At 74.9% G+C, this 14,696-nt stretch carries 10 protein-coding genes and 1 riboswitch; of the genes, 9 read left to right on the plus strand and 1 reads right to left on the minus strand.

Annotation, left to right across the window (positions count from 1 at the left end; genetic code table 11):
- The first annotated feature begins 293 nt into the window (after positions 1–293).
- Positions 294–367, plus strand: a riboswitch (cobalamin riboswitch).
- Between the two features lie 122 nt (positions 368–489).
- From J7I94_RS12200 to cobI, 7 genes are read left to right on the plus strand one after another with little or no spacing between them, the layout of a single operon-like run.
- Positions 490–1,446, plus strand: coding sequence for a cobalamin biosynthesis protein (locus J7I94_RS12200; RefSeq protein ID WP_215167071.1), 957 nt, complete (start codon positions 490–492; stop codon positions 1,444–1,446).
- Complete coding sequence (locus J7I94_RS12205; protein ID WP_215167072.1) at positions 1,443–2,951, plus strand: cobyric acid synthase; 1,509 nt, start codon at positions 1,443–1,445, stop codon at positions 2,949–2,951. The genes J7I94_RS12200 and J7I94_RS12205 overlap by 4 nt, the downstream gene beginning before the upstream one ends.
- Positions 2,948–6,604 carry a cobaltochelatase subunit CobN gene (gene cobN, locus J7I94_RS12210; RefSeq protein WP_215167073.1) on the plus strand — a complete coding sequence of 1,219 codons (3,657 nt, stop codon included), beginning with the start codon at positions 2,948–2,950 and terminating at the stop codon, positions 6,602–6,604. Before J7I94_RS12205 ends, cobN begins: the two co-directional genes overlap by 4 nt.
- A complete protein-coding gene (locus tag J7I94_RS12215; protein WP_215167074.1) occupies positions 6,601–8,610 on the plus strand; it encodes a putative cobaltochelatase in 2,010 nt (669 codons plus the stop codon). The genes cobN and J7I94_RS12215 overlap by 4 nt, the downstream gene beginning before the upstream one ends.
- Complete coding sequence (gene cobO, locus J7I94_RS12220; RefSeq protein ID WP_215167075.1) at positions 8,610–9,218, plus strand: cob(I)yrinic acid a,c-diamide adenosyltransferase; 609 nt, start codon at positions 8,610–8,612, stop codon at positions 9,216–9,218. Before J7I94_RS12215 ends, cobO begins: the two co-directional genes overlap by 1 nt.
- Positions 9,215–10,594, plus strand: coding sequence for a cobyrinate a,c-diamide synthase (locus J7I94_RS12225; RefSeq protein WP_215167076.1), 1,380 nt, complete (start codon positions 9,215–9,217; stop codon positions 10,592–10,594). The genes cobO and J7I94_RS12225 overlap by 4 nt, the downstream gene beginning before the upstream one ends.
- The gene (cobI, locus tag J7I94_RS12230) at positions 10,591–11,322 is read left to right on the plus strand and encodes a precorrin-2 C(20)-methyltransferase (protein WP_215167077.1); all 732 of its coding nucleotides are present in this window, start codon (positions 10,591–10,593) and stop codon (positions 11,320–11,322) included. Before J7I94_RS12225 ends, cobI begins: the two co-directional genes overlap by 4 nt.
- 14 nt (positions 11,323–11,336) lie before the next feature.
- Here the strand turns inward: cobI and J7I94_RS12235 are convergent, their stop codons facing one another.
- Positions 11,337–12,065, minus strand: coding sequence for a ZIP family metal transporter (locus tag J7I94_RS12235; protein WP_215167078.1), 729 nt, complete (start codon positions 12,063–12,065; stop codon positions 11,337–11,339).
- An 86-nt stretch (positions 12,066–12,151) separates the two neighbouring features.
- Between J7I94_RS12235 and cobM the strand changes: the two genes are divergently transcribed.
- Positions 12,152–13,006: a precorrin-4 C(11)-methyltransferase gene (cobM, locus tag J7I94_RS12240; protein WP_215167079.1), complete on the plus strand. Its 855-nt coding sequence runs from the start codon at positions 12,152–12,154 to the stop codon at positions 13,004–13,006.
- On the plus strand, positions 13,003–14,694 hold the full coding sequence (gene cobJ, locus J7I94_RS12245) for a precorrin-3B C(17)-methyltransferase (RefSeq protein ID WP_215167080.1): 1,692 nt from the start codon (positions 13,003–13,005) through the stop codon (positions 14,692–14,694). Before cobM ends, cobJ begins: the two co-directional genes overlap by 4 nt.
- The last annotated feature ends 2 nt before the right edge of the window (positions 14,695–14,696 follow it).

A 14,696-nucleotide genomic window follows, 5' to 3' on the forward strand; every position in this document is an offset into this window, starting at 1 on the left:
CCTTGTCGCCGCCCTGCCGGGCGCCCTACGGGTGCTTCCGGCAGGGCGGCTTCGCGTCCGCGCCCCGCGCATAAAGGACATGGCGGGCGGGCGGACCGGGGCATCTCCAGCCGGAACGGCGCATGCCGCCCGAGGGAGCGGTTTCCCGGCAAGCCGCTCCCGTGGACCGCGCGGCGTGGCAGCGGTCCCCTCCGCGGTGTGGGCCTCAGCACACTCCCCCCGTGCAGGTCAACGGCAAGTTGACGGGCGTTCTCGGCCCGTGGTGGACTTCCGGGGCCATGTACGGCGGCAGGAGAGGAAGCCCGGTGCGAATCCGGCGCGGTCCCGCCACTGTGACCGGGGAGCACTCCCCGGGAGTCAGGAACTCTCACCGCCGGTCTCGTCGAACCAGGGCGTGGACACCCTGAGTGAGGACATAACGCGATGCTCGGCTGCCGTTCGGAACGCAGGCCCGGTTCCCCCTCCCCCCGTGTGACCGGCTGAGCTCCCGTGCGTGCCGGACGCGTCTTCGCGTACGGCGCCGCCGCCGGCCTCCTCGGTGACCTGCTCCTCGGCGACCCCCGCCGCGGGCATCCGGTCGCCGTGTTCGGCCGCGCCGCCGGTGCCGTGGAACAACTGCTGTGGCGTGACCACCGGGGCCTGGGCGCCCTGCACACCGCCGTGTGCGCCGGTGGCGCCGTCGCCCTCGGCGCCGTGGCCGCCCGTGCCGTACGCCCCTGCCCCGCCGCCTCCGTCGCGCTGACCGGCGCCGCCACCTGGGCCGTGGTCGGCGGGACCTCGCTGGCGCGGGAGGCGTCCGCGATCGGGCGGGCGCTGGAGGCCGGGGACGTGGCAGGGGCGCGGGCCCGGCTGCCGCACCTGTGCGGGCGGGACCCGCAGGCCCTGGACGCCGACGGGATCGCCCGGGCGGTGGTGGAGTCCGTCGCCGAGAACACCTCCGACGCGGTGGTGGGCGCCCTGGTGTGGGGCGCCGTGGCCGGGGTCCCCGGGCTGCTCGGCTTCCGTGCCGTCAACACCCTCGACGCCATGGTCGGGCACAAGTCGCCCCGCTACCGGCGCTACGGCTGGGCCTCGGCCCGGCTCGACGACGTCGCCGGCTGGCCGGGCGCCCGGCTGACCGCCGTACTGGCCACGGCGGCCGGAGGCGACCCGCGGGGTGCCGTACGGGCCTGGCGGGCCGACGCCGGCCGGCACCCGAGCCCCAACGCCGGGCCGGTCGAGGCGTCCTTCGCGGGCGCCCTCGGGGTGCGGCTGGGCGGGACGCTGTCCTACGGCGGCCGGGTGGAGCACCGGCCCGTCCTCAACGGAGCCGAAGGACGCGCCGTGCGGGTCGCCGACATCGACCGGGCGGTACGGCTGTCCCGGCGCGTGAGCTGGCTCGCGCTGGGCGTGTGCGCGGGCGCACGGATCGTGGGAGCGCGACTGAGGAAAGGACGTACGGCATGAACGGCGGTCTGCTCGTCGCCGGTACCACCTCCGACGCCGGGAAGAGCGTCGTGACCGCCGGGATCTGCCGGTGGCTGGTGCGGCAGGGCGTGAAGGTGGCGCCGTTCAAGGCGCAGAACATGTCCCTCAACTCGTTCGTGACGCGGGAGGGCGCCGAGATCGGGCGGGCGCAGGCCATGCAGGCGCAGGCGTGCCGCGTGGAGCCGACCGCGCTGATGAACCCCGTCCTGCTGAAGCCGGGCGGCGAGCAGAGCAGCCAGGTGGTGCTGCTGGGCAAGCCGGTCGGCGAGATGAGCGCCCGCGGCTACCACGGCGGGCGGCAGCAGCGGCTGCTCGGCACCGTGCTGGAGTGCCTGGCCGAGCTGCGGGGCACGTATGACGCGGTGATCTGTGAGGGGGCGGGCAGTCCGGCCGAGATCAACCTGCGCCGGACCGACATCGTGAACATGGGCATCGCCCGGGGTGCCGGGCTGCCGGTGCTGGTGGTCGGGGACATCGACCGGGGCGGTGTCTTCGCCTCCTTCTTCGGCACCGTCGCGCTGCTGGCGCCCGAGGACCAGGCGCTGGTCGCCGGGTTCCTGGTGAACAAGTTCCGGGGCGACGTCTCGCTGCTGGAGCCGGGGCTGGAGATGCTGCGCGGGCTCACCGGGCGGCCGGCGTACGGCGTGCTGCCGTACCGGCACGGGCTCGGCATCGACGAGGAGGACGGGATGGCGGTGTCGCTGCGCGGCGCCGTCCGGGAGTCCCGGGTCACCGCCCCCGTCGGCGAGGACGTGCTGCGGGTCGCCGTCTGCGCGGTCCCCCTCATGTCCAACTTCACGGACGTGGACGCGCTGGCCGCCGAGCCGGGCGTCGTGGTGCGGTTCGTGGACCGGCCGGAGGAGCTGGCCGACGCGGACCTCGTCGTCGTGCCGGGGACGCGGGGGACGGTCAGGGCGCTCCAGTGGCTGCGGGAGCGGGGGCTGGCGGACGCTCTGCGGCGCCGGGCCGCCGAAGGACGGCCGGTGCTCGGTGTCTGCGGCGGGTTCCAGCTCCTCGGCGAGCACATCGAGGACGACGTCGAGTCGCGCGCCGGGCACGTCGACGGGCTCGGAGTGCTGCCCGTGCGGGTGCGGTTCGCCCGCGAGAAGACCCTCACCCGGCCGGTGGGCGAGGCCCTCGGCGAGCACGTCGAGGGGTACGAGATCCACCACGGAGTCGCCTCCGTGAAGGGTGGCGAGCCCTTCCTGGACGGCTGCCGGGTCGGGCAGACCTGGGGCACGCACTGGCACGGTTCCCTGGAGTCGGACGCGTTCCGGCGGGCGTTCCTGCGCGAGGTGGCCGCCGCCGCGGGCCGCCGCTTCGTACCGGCCCCCGACACCTCGTTCGCCGCGCTGCGCGAGGAGCAGCTCGACCGGCTCGGCGACCTGATCGAACAGCACGCGGACACGGACGCGCTGTGGCGGCTCATCGAGTCCGGCGCGCCACAAGGACTGCCTTTCATTCCACCGGGAGCGCCCGTATGAGCACTGTCTTGTTGTTGTCGACCGCCGACACGGATCTGCTGGCGGCCCGCGCCGCCTCCGGTGCCTCGTACCGGATCGGCAACCCCACCCGGGTCGACGTCCGGGAGGAGCTGCCCGCGCTGGTCGACGGCGCGGACCTGGTCGTCGTACGGCTGCTCGGCGGGAAGCGGGCCTGGGAGGACGGGCTGGCGGCGCTGAAGGCGTCCGGGCTGCCGACCGTGCTGCTCGGCGGGGAGTCCGTGCCGGACGCGGAGCTGATGGCGGAGTCGTCGGTGCCGGCCGGCGTGGTGGCCGAGGCGCTGCGCTACCTGGTCGAGGGCGGCCCGGACAACCTCACCCAGCTCGCCCGGTTCCTCTCCGACACCGTGCTGCTGACCGGCGAGGGCTTCGACGAGCCGCGGAAGATGCCGGAGTACGGCGTGCACGGCGACCGCCCGTACGCCGAGGGCCGCCCGACGGTCGGCGTGCTCTTCTACCGGGCCCACGAACTGAGCGGCAACACCGCCTTCGTGGACACCCTGTGCGACGCGATCGAGGCGAAGGGCGCCAACGCGCTCCCCGTGTACTGCGGTTCGCTGCGCGGCGCGGACGCCGGGCTGTACGAGCTGCTGGGCCGGGCCGACGCTCTGGTCGCCACCGTCCTCGCGGCCGGCGGCACGCACGCCTCGCAGGCGTCGGCCGGCGGCGACGAGGAGGCGTGGGACATCGGCGCGCTCGCCGACCTGAACGTGCCGGTGCTGCAAGGGCTCTGCCTCACCTCGTCGAAGGCGGCCTGGGAGGCGTCCGACGCCGCCCTCTCCCCCATGGACGCGGCGATGCAGGTCGCCATCCCGGAGTTCGACGGGCGCCTGGTCACGGTGCCGTTCTCCTTCAAGGAGCAGGGACCGGACGAGGTGCCGGTGTACGTGGCCGACCCCGAGCGGGCCGGGCGGGTCGCCGGGATCGCCGTACGGCACGCGGCTCTGGGGCACAAGGCGAACGCGGAGAAGAAGCTGGCGCTGGTCTTCACGGCGTACCCGACCAAGCACTCGCGGGTCGGCAACGCGGTGGGTCTGGACACGCCGGCGTCGGCGGTGCGGGTGCTGGACGCGCTGCGGGAGGCGGGGTACGCGGTCGACGGGTACCCCTCCGGCGGCGACGAGCTGATCCACCGGCTGATCGAGGCCGGCGGCCACGACGTGGAGTGGCTGACGGAGGACCAGTTGGCGGCGGCGCCCGCGCGGGTGCCGCTGGCGGACTACCGGGCGTGGTTCGAGACGCTCGACCCGTCGCTGAAGGACGCGATGCTGGAGGCGTGGGGCGAGCCGCCGGGCTCGCTGTACGTGGACGGCGACGACATCGTGCTGGCGTCCCTCCAGTTCGGGAACGTGGTCGTGATGATCCAGCCGCCGCGCGGCTTCGGGGAGAACCCGATCGCGATCTACCACGACCCCGACATGCCGCCGTCCCACCACTACCTGGCCGCCTACCGCTGGCTGGACCACACCTTCGGCGCCGACGCGATCGTGCACATGGGCAAGCACGGCACGATGGAGTGGCTGCCGGGCAAGGGGCTCGGGCTGAGCGCCGGGTGCGCGCCCGACGCCGTACTGGGCGACCTGCCGCTCATCTACCCGTTCATCGTCAACGACCCCGGCGAGGGCACCCAGGCCAAGCGGCGCGGCCACGCCACGGTCGTCGACCACCTGGTGCCGCCGATGGCCCGCGCCGACACCTACGGCGACCTGGCCAAGCTGGAGCAGCTGCTCGACGAGTACGCGCTCGTCTCCGACCTGGACCCGGCGAAGGCTCCGGCCGTGCGGGCGCAGATCTGGACCCTGGTCAAGGCGGCGGAGCTCCACCACGACCTGCACGTGGACGACCAGCCGGACGACGACGCGTTCGACGAGTTCGTCATGCACATCGACGGCTATCTGTGCGAGATCAAGGACGTGCAGATCCGCGACGGTCTGCACATCCTGGGCGGCGGCCCGGTCGGTGAACCGCGCGTCAACCTGGTCCTCGCCGTGCTGCGCGCCTCCCAGGTCTGGGGCGGCCAGGCCAACGCCCTGCCCGGTCTGCGGGCGGCGCTGGCCGCGCACTTCGGTCTGGTGGAGAAGGAACTGCTGGCCGAGCCCGGCGCCCCGGTGAAGGTGCCGGTGGAACTGACCGGGCTGGTGGACGGCCCGGCCAGGACCGGCGCCGACGCGATCGACCTGCTGGAGCAGCTCTGCCGGCGGTTCGCGGAGGGCATGGAGGAGCGGGACTGGACGGTGGCGGCCGTCCCCGGTCTGGTGCGGGAGGCGCTGGGCACCGAACTGCCCGACGCGGTCGCCGTGCTGGAGTTCGCCTGCGTCGAGGTCGTGCCGCGGCTCGCCCGCACGACGGACGAGATCGGGCACATCCTGCGGGCGCTGGAGGGCGGTTACGTGCCGGCGGGGCCGTCCGGCTCGCCGACCCGCGGGCTGGTCAACGTCCTGCCGACCGGCCGGAACTTCTACTCCGTCGACCCCAAGGCGATCCCGTCCCGGCTGAGCTGGGAGGTGGGGCAGTCGCTGGCGGACTCCCTGGTCCAGCGGTACCTGACGGACACGGGCGCGTACCCGAAGTCGGTCGGCCTGACCGTGTGGGGCACGTCCGCGATGCGCACCCAGGGCGACGACATCGCGGAGATCCTGGCGCTGCTGGGCTGCCGCCCGGTGTGGGACGACGCCTCGCGCCGGGTGACCGGCTTCGAGGTGGTGCCGGTGGCCGAGCTGGGCCGGCCGCGCATCGACGTCACGGTCCGTATCTCGGGCTTCTTCCGGGACGCGTTCCCGCACGTGGTGGGGCTGATCGACGACGCGGTACGGGCGGTGGCGGAGCTGGACGAGCCCGCCGACGCCAACTACGTACGGGCGCACGCCGACGAGGACACCGCCGAGCACGGCGACCGGCGGCGCGCGACGGCCCGTGTCTTCGGCTCCAAGCCGGGGGCGTACGGGGCGGGTCTGCTGCCGCTGATCGACGCCCGCAACTGGCGCTCCGACGCGGACCTCGCCGAGGTGTACGCGGTGTGGGGCGGCTACGCCTACGGGCGGGGGCTGGACGGGCGGGCGGCCCGGGGGGACATGGAGACGGCGTTCCGGCGGATCGCCGTCGCCGCCAAGAACGTCGACACCCGCGAGCACGACCTCGTCGACGCCGACGACTACTTCCAGTACCACGGCGGCATGGTGGCGATGGTCCGGCACCTGACGGGCGCGAGCCCCGAGGCGTACGTCGGTGACTCCGCCACCCCCGACCAGGTGAAGACGCGGACGCTGGGCGAGGAGACCCACCGCGTGTTCCGCGCCCGCGTGGTCAACCCGCGCTGGATGGCTGCGATGCGGCGGCACGGCTACAAGGGCGCCTTCGAGATGGCGGCGACCGTGGACTACCTGTTCGGGTACGACGCCACGGCCGGGGTCGTGGACGACTGGATGTACGAGAAGCTCAGCGCCGAGTACGTCTTCGATCCGGAGAACCGGGACTTCATGCGGAAGTCGAATCCCTGGGCCCTGCGCGGGATCACGGAACGGCTGCTGGAGGCGGCCGACCGGGGGCTGTGGGCCGAGCCGGACGCTCAGACGCTGGAGCGGCTGCGTGCCACGTATCTGGAGCTTGAGGGCGACTTGGAGGGTGACGACCAGTGACCACGACCCCGTTCCCGTTCACGGCCGTCGTCGGCCAGGACGACCTGCGCCTCGCGCTGCTGCTGAACGCCGTGTCCCCGGCGGTCGGCGGAGTGCTGGTGCGCGGCGAGAAGGGCACCGCCAAGTCCACGGCCGTGCGGGCGCTGGCGGCGCTGATGCCGGGGGTGGACGTCGTCTCCGGGTGCCGTTTCTCCTGTGACCCCGACTCCCCCGACCCGGCCTGCCCGGACGGGCCGCACCAGCCGGGGGCGTTCGAGCCGCGGCCGGCGCGGATGGTGGAGCTGCCGGTCGGGGCCTCCGAGGACCGGCTGGTCGGCGCGCTGGACATCGAGCGGGCGCTCTCGGAGGGCGTGAAGGCGTTCGAGCCGGGGCTGCTGGCCGACGCGCACCGGGGAATCCTGTACGTCGACGAGGTCAACCTGCTCCACGACCACCTGGTCGACCTGCTGCTGGACGCGGCGGCGATGGGCGCCTCCTACGTCGAGCGCGAGGGCGTCTCCGTGCGGCACGCCGCGCGGTTCCTGCTGGTCGGGACCATGAATCCGGAGGAGGGCGAGCTGCGGCCGCAGCTCCTCGACCGGTTCGGGCTGACCGTCGAGGTCGCCGCCTCCCGCGAGCCCGACCAGCGGGTGGAGGTCGTCCGGCGGCGGCTCGCCTACGACGACGACCCCGACGGTTTCGCGGCCCGCTGGGCCGACGAGGAGGCCGCCGTACGGGCGCGGATCGCGGCGGCGCGGGAGCTGCTGCCGTCGGTGCGGCTCGGGGACGGGGCGCTGCGGCAGATCGCGGCGACCTGTGCGGCGTTCGAGGTGGACGGGATGCGGGCCGACATCGTGATGGCGCGCACGGCGACCGCGCTGGCGGCGTGGGCGGGGCGGACCGAGGTGCTGGCGGAGGACGTGCGGCAGGCCGCGCTGCTGGCCCTGCCGCACCGGCGGCGGCGCAATCCGTTCGACGCGCCGGGGCTGGACGAGGACAAGCTCGACGAGACGTTGCAGGAGTTCGGGGACCAGGACCAGGGCGACGGGGACGACGATCCCGACGGGCCCGGCGGTCCGGGCGGGGGCGGTGGGCAGCCGGCTCCCGAGGACGACGGTCCGCAGGGCGGTGACACCGCCGCGCGGCCCGAGGCCGGGGAGGGCGGCGAGCCGCAGCCGTCCGGTGGCGGAGCCGGCGAGCAGCAGCCCGCGCGGGCCGCGGAGCCGTTCCGTACCAAGGTGCTGAGCGTGCCGGGGCTGGGCGAGGGTGCCGCCGGGCGGCGTTCGCGCGCGCGGACCGAGCACGGGCGGACCACCGGGGCCCGGCGGCCCCGGGGCGCGCTGACCAAGCTGCACCTGGCCGCGACCGTGCAGGCCGCGGCGCCGCACCAGCGGGCGCGCGGCCGGTCGGGGCCGGGGCTGGTGATCCGGCGGGACGACCTGCGGCAGGCGACGCGGGAGGGCCGTGAGGGCAACCTCGTGCTGTTCGTGGTGGACGCCTCCGGGTCGATGGCCGCGCGGCAGCGGATGAGCGCCGTGAAGGGGGCCGTGCTGTCGCTGCTGCTCGACGCCTACCAGCGGCGGGACAAGGTGGGGCTGGTGACCTTCCGGGGAACGGCGGCCGACGTCGCGCTGCCGCCGACCTCGTCGGTGGACGCGGCGGCGGCCCGTCTGGAGTCGCTGCCCACGGGCGGGCGCACGCCGCTCGCGGCCGGGCTGCTGCGCGCCCACGAGGTGCTGCGCGTGGAGCGGCTGCGGGACCCGGCGCGGCGGGCGCTGGTCGTGGTGGTGACCGACGGACGGGCGACCGGTGGTCCGGAGCCGGTGGCGCTGGCCGGGCGGGCGGCGCGGCTGTTCGCGGCCGACGGCGTCGCCTCCGTGGTCGTGGACTGCGAGGCGGGGCCGGTGCGGCTGGGGCTCGCCGGGCAGCTCGCGGGCGAGCTGGGCGGTACCGCCGTGACGCTGGACGAGCTGCGGGCGGACTCGATCGCCGGGCTGGTCAAGGACGTGCAGAGGAGGGCGGCCTGATGCCGCAGGGACAGCCGAGTGTGATTCCGGACGACGGTCTGACGACCCGTCAGCGGCGCAACCGGCCGCTGGTCGTCGTGCACACCGGGATCGGCAAGGGGAAGTCGACCGCCGCCTTCGGGCTGGCGCTGCGGGCCTGGAACCAGGGGTGGCCGATCGGGGTGTTCCAGTTCGTCAAGTCGGCGAAGTGGAAGGTCGGCGAGGAGAACGCGCTGCGGGTGCTGGGCGCCAGCGGCGAGGGCGGCTCCGTGGACTGGCACAAGATGGGCGAGGGCTGGTCCTGGGTCCAGCGTGACACGCACGGCGACAATGCGACCAACGAGGAGAAGGCCCGCGAGGGCTGGGAGCAGGTCAAGCGGGACCTGGCCGCCGAGACGTACAAGCTGTACGTGCTCGACGAGTTCGCCTACCCGATGCACTGGGGGTGGGTGGACACCGACGAGGTGGTGCAGGTGCTGCGGGACCGGCCCGGTACCCAGCATGTCGTGATCACCGGGCGGAACGCGCCGGAGAAGCTCGTGGAGTTCGCGGACCTGGTCACCGACATGTCCAAGGTCAAGCATCCGATGGACGCCGGGCAGAAGGGGCAGAGGGGCATCGAGTGGTGACCTCCTCCGTTCCCCGGCTGGTCATCGCCGCGCCCTCGTCGGGGAGCGGCAAGACCACCGTCGCCACCGGGCTGATGGCCGCGTTCGCCGCGCGGGGGCTCGCCGTGTCCCCGCACAAGGTCGGGCCGGACTACATCGACCCCGGGTACCACGCGCTCGCCACCGGGCGCGTGGGGCGCAATCTCGACGCCTACCTGTGCGGTGCGGAGCTGATCGCCCCGCTGTTCCTGCACGGGGCCGCCGGGTGCGACCTCGCGGTCGTCGAGGGCGTGATGGGGCTGTACGACGGCGCGTCGGGGGAAGGGGAGCTGGCGTCCACCGCGCACGTGGCCAAGCTGCTGCGGGCGCCGGTCGTGCTGGTCGTCGACGCGTCGGCGCAGGCGCGGTCGGTGGCGGCGCTGGTGCACGGGTTCGTCTCCTGGGACCCTCAGGTGCGGGTCGGGGGCGTGATCCTGAACAAGGTCGGGTCGGACCGGCACGAGGCTGTGCTGCGGGAGGCGTTGCAGTCGACCGGGGTGCCGGTGCTGGGGGCGCTGCGGCGGGCCGCGCCGGTCGGGGTGCCGTCTCGGCATCTCGGGCTGGTGCCGGTCGCCGAGCGGGGGAGCCAGGCTGTCGAGGCCGTTGACTCGATGCGGGTGCTGGTGTCCCAGGGATGTGATCTGGACGCCCTTGAAGCGCTCGCCCGGTCCGCCGGGCCCCTGCCAGGGGGCTCCGCCCCCTGGACCCCCGGGCCTTCGCCCACCCACCGCCCGACTCGGCCGACTGAAAAGCCGAGCCCCCGCGTCGCCGTCGCCGGCGGGGCCGCGTTCACGTTCTCCTACGCCGAGCACACCGAGCTGCTCGCCGCCGCCGGGGCGGAGGTCGTGCCCTTCGATCCGCTGCGGGACGAGGAGTTGCCCGAGGGGACGGACGGGCTGGTGATCGGCGGGGGCTTCCCCGAGGTGTACGCCGCCGAGCTGTCCGCCAACGAGCCGCTGCGGAAGTCGGTCGCGCGGCTCGCGGAGCGCGGTGCTCCGGTCGCCGCCGAGTGTGCCGGGCTGCTGTACCTGTGCCGGGAGCTGGACGGGACGCCGATGTGCGGGGTGCTGGACGCCACCGCGCGGATGGGCGAGCGGCTGACGCTGGGCTACCGGGACGCGGTGGCCGTATCCGACAGCGCGCTGGCCGCCGCCGGGACGCGGATGCGGGGGCACGAGTTCCACCGGACGGTGGTCGAGCCGGGGGCCGGTGCGGCTCCGGCGTGGGGGACGCGGGCGCCGACGCGGCGCCTGGAGGGTTTTGTACAGCGGGGTGTGCACGCGAGCTATCTGCACACGCACTGGGCGTCCGAGCCCGGTGTCGCCCGTCGGTTCGTGGAGAGGTGCCGGACGTCATGAGCAACACGCTGACCGGAGTGGGAGTCGGTCCCGGCGACCCCGAGCTGGTGACCGTCAAGGGGGTCAACGCGCTGCGGGCCGCCGAGGTCGTCGTCGTACCCGTGATGGACACCGGCGAGCGGGGGCGGGCCGAGGCGACCGTCCTGCACTACGTGGGGCGGGAGAAGATCCGCCGCGTGGTGTTCGCGCTCAACGAGCGCAGTGACCGGGCGCGGCGGGAGGCCGCCTGGGACGCGGCCGGGGAGACGGTGGCCGGGCTGCTGCGCTCCCACGGCTCGGTCGCCTTCGCGACCATCGGCGACCCCAACGTGTACTCGACGTTCACCTACCTCGCCCAGACCGTCGCCGCGGCCGTGCCGGGGACGGTCGTGGAGACCGTGCCCGGGATCACCGCCATGCAGGACCTCGCGGCGCGGTCCGGGGCCGTGCTGACCGAGGGGACCGAGCCGCTGACGCTGGTGCCGGTCACCGCGGGGGCCGCCGTGCTGAAGGACGCGCTGAACGGGCCGGGGACGGTCGTGGCGTACAAGTTCGGGCGGCAGGCGGCCGAGGTGGCCGAGGCGCTGCGGGAGACCGGGCGGCTGGACGACGCCGTGTGGGGGTCGGCGCTGGGGCTGGAGGAGGAGTCGATCCGGCCGGCCGCCGCTCTCGACGGCACTCCCCTGCCGTATCTGTCTACGCTGATCGCGCCCGCGCGGCGGGACGGCGGCCGGGGCGGGAAACTGTGACCGGCGGGCCCGCGCTACTCGGCGATGCCGACCACCAGCCAGATGAACCCCGCCCCGGCGACCGTGCACAGCAGGGTCGAGCGGGCGGGGTGCTCGTGGTGGGCCTCGGGGAGGATCTCGGCGGCGGCGAGGTAGAGCAGGACGCCGCCGAAGAGGCCGAGATAGGCGCCGAGGGCCTGTTCCGGGATGGTGAACAGGAGGGTCGAGGCCGCGCCGAGCACGGGGGCGCAGGCGTCGGCGACCAGCATGGCGACGGCGCGGCGGCGGGCGTTGCCGTAGAGGCTGGTGAGTGTGTAGGTGTTGAAGCCGTCCGCGAAGTCGTGGGCGATCACCGCCAGGGCGACCGCCGTGCCCATGCCGCCGCCGACCTGGAAGGCCGCGCCGATCGCCACGCCGTCCATCGCGCTGTGCCCGACCATCGCCGCGGCGGCCGTCAGGCCCACCTCGGGCGCGCGGTGACCGTCCTCCTCGGCGCCGTGCGCGGCGCGGCGGGCGGCCAGCAGACGTTCCACCAGGTGGGCCAGGAGAAAGCCGGCGACGAACAGCAGCAGGGCCTCCGGTACGCCGAACACCTCGCGGCCGGCCGCCTCCAGCGCCTCCGGCAGCAGGTCCAGGCCGACCACGCCGAGCATCAGGCCCCCGGCCAGGCCCAGCACCAGATGGCGGCGGTCGGTCACGCGCTGTGCCGTCCAGCCGCCGGCCAGCGTCATCAGGAACGCGCCGAGCGCGACGAAGACCGCCATGTGCCCTTGCTATCCGATCGTCCCGCGTCCCCGCGCGTCCGACAGCCGCAACCGCAGTAAGTATGAGTAGGAGAGGACCCGATTCCATGGCCGATGCCGATGCCCCCGCCGGCAAGGTGACCTTCGTCGGTGCCGGCCCCGGTGCCGCCGATCTGCTGACGTTCCGTGCCGCGCGCGCCATCGCCGAGGCCGATGTCGTGATCTGGGCGGCCAGCCTGGTGCAGGCCGAGGTGCTGGAGCACGCCCGGGAGGGCGCCGAGGTGCTCGACTCCGCGACGATGTCGCTGGAGGACGTCGTCGCCGTCTACGAGCGGGCCCACCGGGACGGTCTGGCCGTGGCCCGCGTGCACTCCGGCGACCCGGCGCTGTGGGGCGGCACGCAGGAGCAGCTCGACCGGTGCGCGGCGATCGGCATCGCGACCGAGATCGTGCCCGGCGTGTCGTCGTTCTCCGCCGTCGCCGCGCTCGCGGGGCGGGAGCTGACCATCCCGGAGGTGGCGCAGTCCGTCATCCTCACCCGGCTGGGCGGCGGCAAGACGCCGATGCCGCCCGGGGAGGAGGTCCGGGAGTTCGCCCGGCACGGCACGACCATGGCGGTGTTCCTGTCGGCCGCCCGCAGCGGGCAGCTGGTGCGGGAGCTGCTGGAGGGCGGCTACCCGACGGACACGCCGGTGGTCGTCGCCTACCAGGCGACCTGGCCGGAGGAACTGGTCGTGCGGTGCACGATCGGCACGCTGGAGGAGACGGTCAAGGAGCACAAGCTGTGGAAGCACACGCTGTTCCTGGTCGGTCCGGCCCTCGACGCGCGCGGCACCCGCTCGCACCTCTACCACCCGGGTCACTTCCACGGCTTCCGCAAGGCCGACCCCGAGGCCCGCAGGGCGCTGCGCGGCCGGAAGACCGACGACGCCCCCACCCGTACCGAAGGAGTCCCCCAGTGATCGGCCTTGTCTCCGCCACGGCGGCGGGTGCGGCGGCCCGCGACCGGCTGGCCGCCGCGTGGCCCGGGCGCACCCGTGTCTACGAGGGTCCGGTCGCGGACGCCGTACGGGCCGCGTTCGCGGAGTGCGAGCAGCTCGTGTGCTTCCTGGCGACGGGGGCCGTGGTGCGGCTCGTCGCGCCGCTGCTGGCGGACAAGCGGACCGACCCGGGCGTGGTCTGCGTGGACGAGGCGGGACGGTTCGCGGTGTCGCTGCTCGGCGGTCACGGCGGCGGCGCCAACGGCCTCGCCGCCGAGGTGGCCGGGGTCCTGGGCGCCGAGCCGGTGGTGACGACGGCGACGGACGCGGTGGGCGTACCGGGCCTGGACACCCTCGGGCTGCCCGTCGAGGGCGATGTCGCCGGGGTGACCCGGGCCCTGCTGGACGGGGAGCCGGTGGCGCTGCGGGCCGAGGTGTCCTGGCCGCTGCCGCCGCTGCCGCTGGCCGCCGAGGGGGCGTACACGGTGCGGGTGACGGACCGGCTGGTCGAGGAGACCGCCGGGGAAGTGGTCCTGCGTCCGCCGTCGCTCGTCGTCGGGGTCGGGGCGTCCCGGGGCGCGCCCGCCGAGGAGGTGCTCGGTGTCGTCGAGGGCGCCCTGCGCGAGGCCGGGCTCTCCCCCGCGTCCGTGGCCCGGATCGCCACCGTGGACGCCAAGGCGGACGAGCCCGGCATCGTGGCCGCGGCGCGGCGGCTCGGGGTGCCCCTCGTGACCTACCCGGCCGGGGAACTGGCCGGTGTCGAGGTGCCCCACCCCTCCGACGCGCCGCTCGCCGCCGTCGGCACCCCGTCCGTCGCGGAGGCCGCCGCCCTGCTGCACGGCGGTGAACTCCTCGTCCCCAAGCGGAAGTCGGAGCGTGCGGACGGCCGGCCGGCGATGGCGACCTGTGCCGTCGTACGGCGTCCCGGGCGCGGGCGGCTCGCGGTGGTCGGGCTCGGTCCTGGCGCCCGGGACCTGCTCACCCCGCGCGCGGCGGCCGAGCTGCGGCGGGCGTCGGTGCTGGTCGGTCTCGACCAGTACGTCGACCAGATCCGCGACCTGCTGCGGCCCGGCACCCGGGTGCTGGAGTCGGGGCTCGGCGCCGAGGAGGAGCGGGCCCGCACCGCCGTCGAGGAGGCCCGGCGCGGCCACGCCGTCGCGCTGATCGGCAGCGGCGACGCGGGCGTGTACGCCATGGCCTCGCCGGCGCTGGCCGAGGCGTCCGACGACATCGACGTGGTCGGGGTGCCGGGGGTGACGGCGGCGCTGGCGGCCGGTGCGGTGCTGGGCGCGCCGCTCGGCCACGACCACGTCTCCATCAGCCTGTCCGACCTGCACACGCCGTGGGAGGTCATCGAGCGCCGGGTGCGGGCGGCGGCCGAGGCCGACCTGGTGGTGACGTTCTACAACCCGCGCAGCCGGGGCCGCCACTGGCAGTTGCCCGAGGCGCTGGCGATCCTGGCGGAGCACCGGGAGCCGGCGACGCCGGTCGGGGTGGTGCGCAACGCCTCCCGCGCCGACGAGTCGGCCCGGCTGACGACGCTGGCCGCCCTCGACCCGGCGACCGTCGACATGATGACGGTCGTGACGGTCGGCAACACCGCCACCCGGGAGATCGCCGGGCGCATGGTGACGCCGCGCGGCTACCGGTGGCAGGAGAGCGCCCGATGACC

This window comes from Streptomyces sp. ISL-12, assembly GCF_018614415.1.
Lineage (GTDB): Bacteria > Actinomycetota > Actinomycetes > Streptomycetales > Streptomycetaceae > Streptomyces.

Coding starts and splice junctions, on each gene's coding strand:
- cobI (WP_215167077.1), top strand. CDS start 10,591: ATGAGCAACACGCTGACCGGAGTGGGAGTCGGTCCCGGCGACCCCGAG.
- J7I94_RS12205 (WP_215167072.1), top strand. CDS start 1,443: ATGAACGGCGGTCTGCTCGTCGCCGGTACCACCTCCGACGCCGGGAAG.
- cobM (WP_215167079.1), top strand. CDS start 12,152: ATGGCCGATGCCGATGCCCCCGCCGGCAAGGTGACCTTCGTCGGTGCC.
- J7I94_RS12235 (WP_215167078.1), bottom strand. CDS start 12,065: ATGGCGGTCTTCGTCGCGCTCGGCGCGTTCCTGATGACGCTGGCCGGC.
- cobO (WP_215167075.1), top strand. CDS start 8,610: ATGCCGCAGGGACAGCCGAGTGTGATTCCGGACGACGGTCTGACGACC.
- cobN (WP_215167073.1), top strand. CDS start 2,948: ATGAGCACTGTCTTGTTGTTGTCGACCGCCGACACGGATCTGCTGGCG.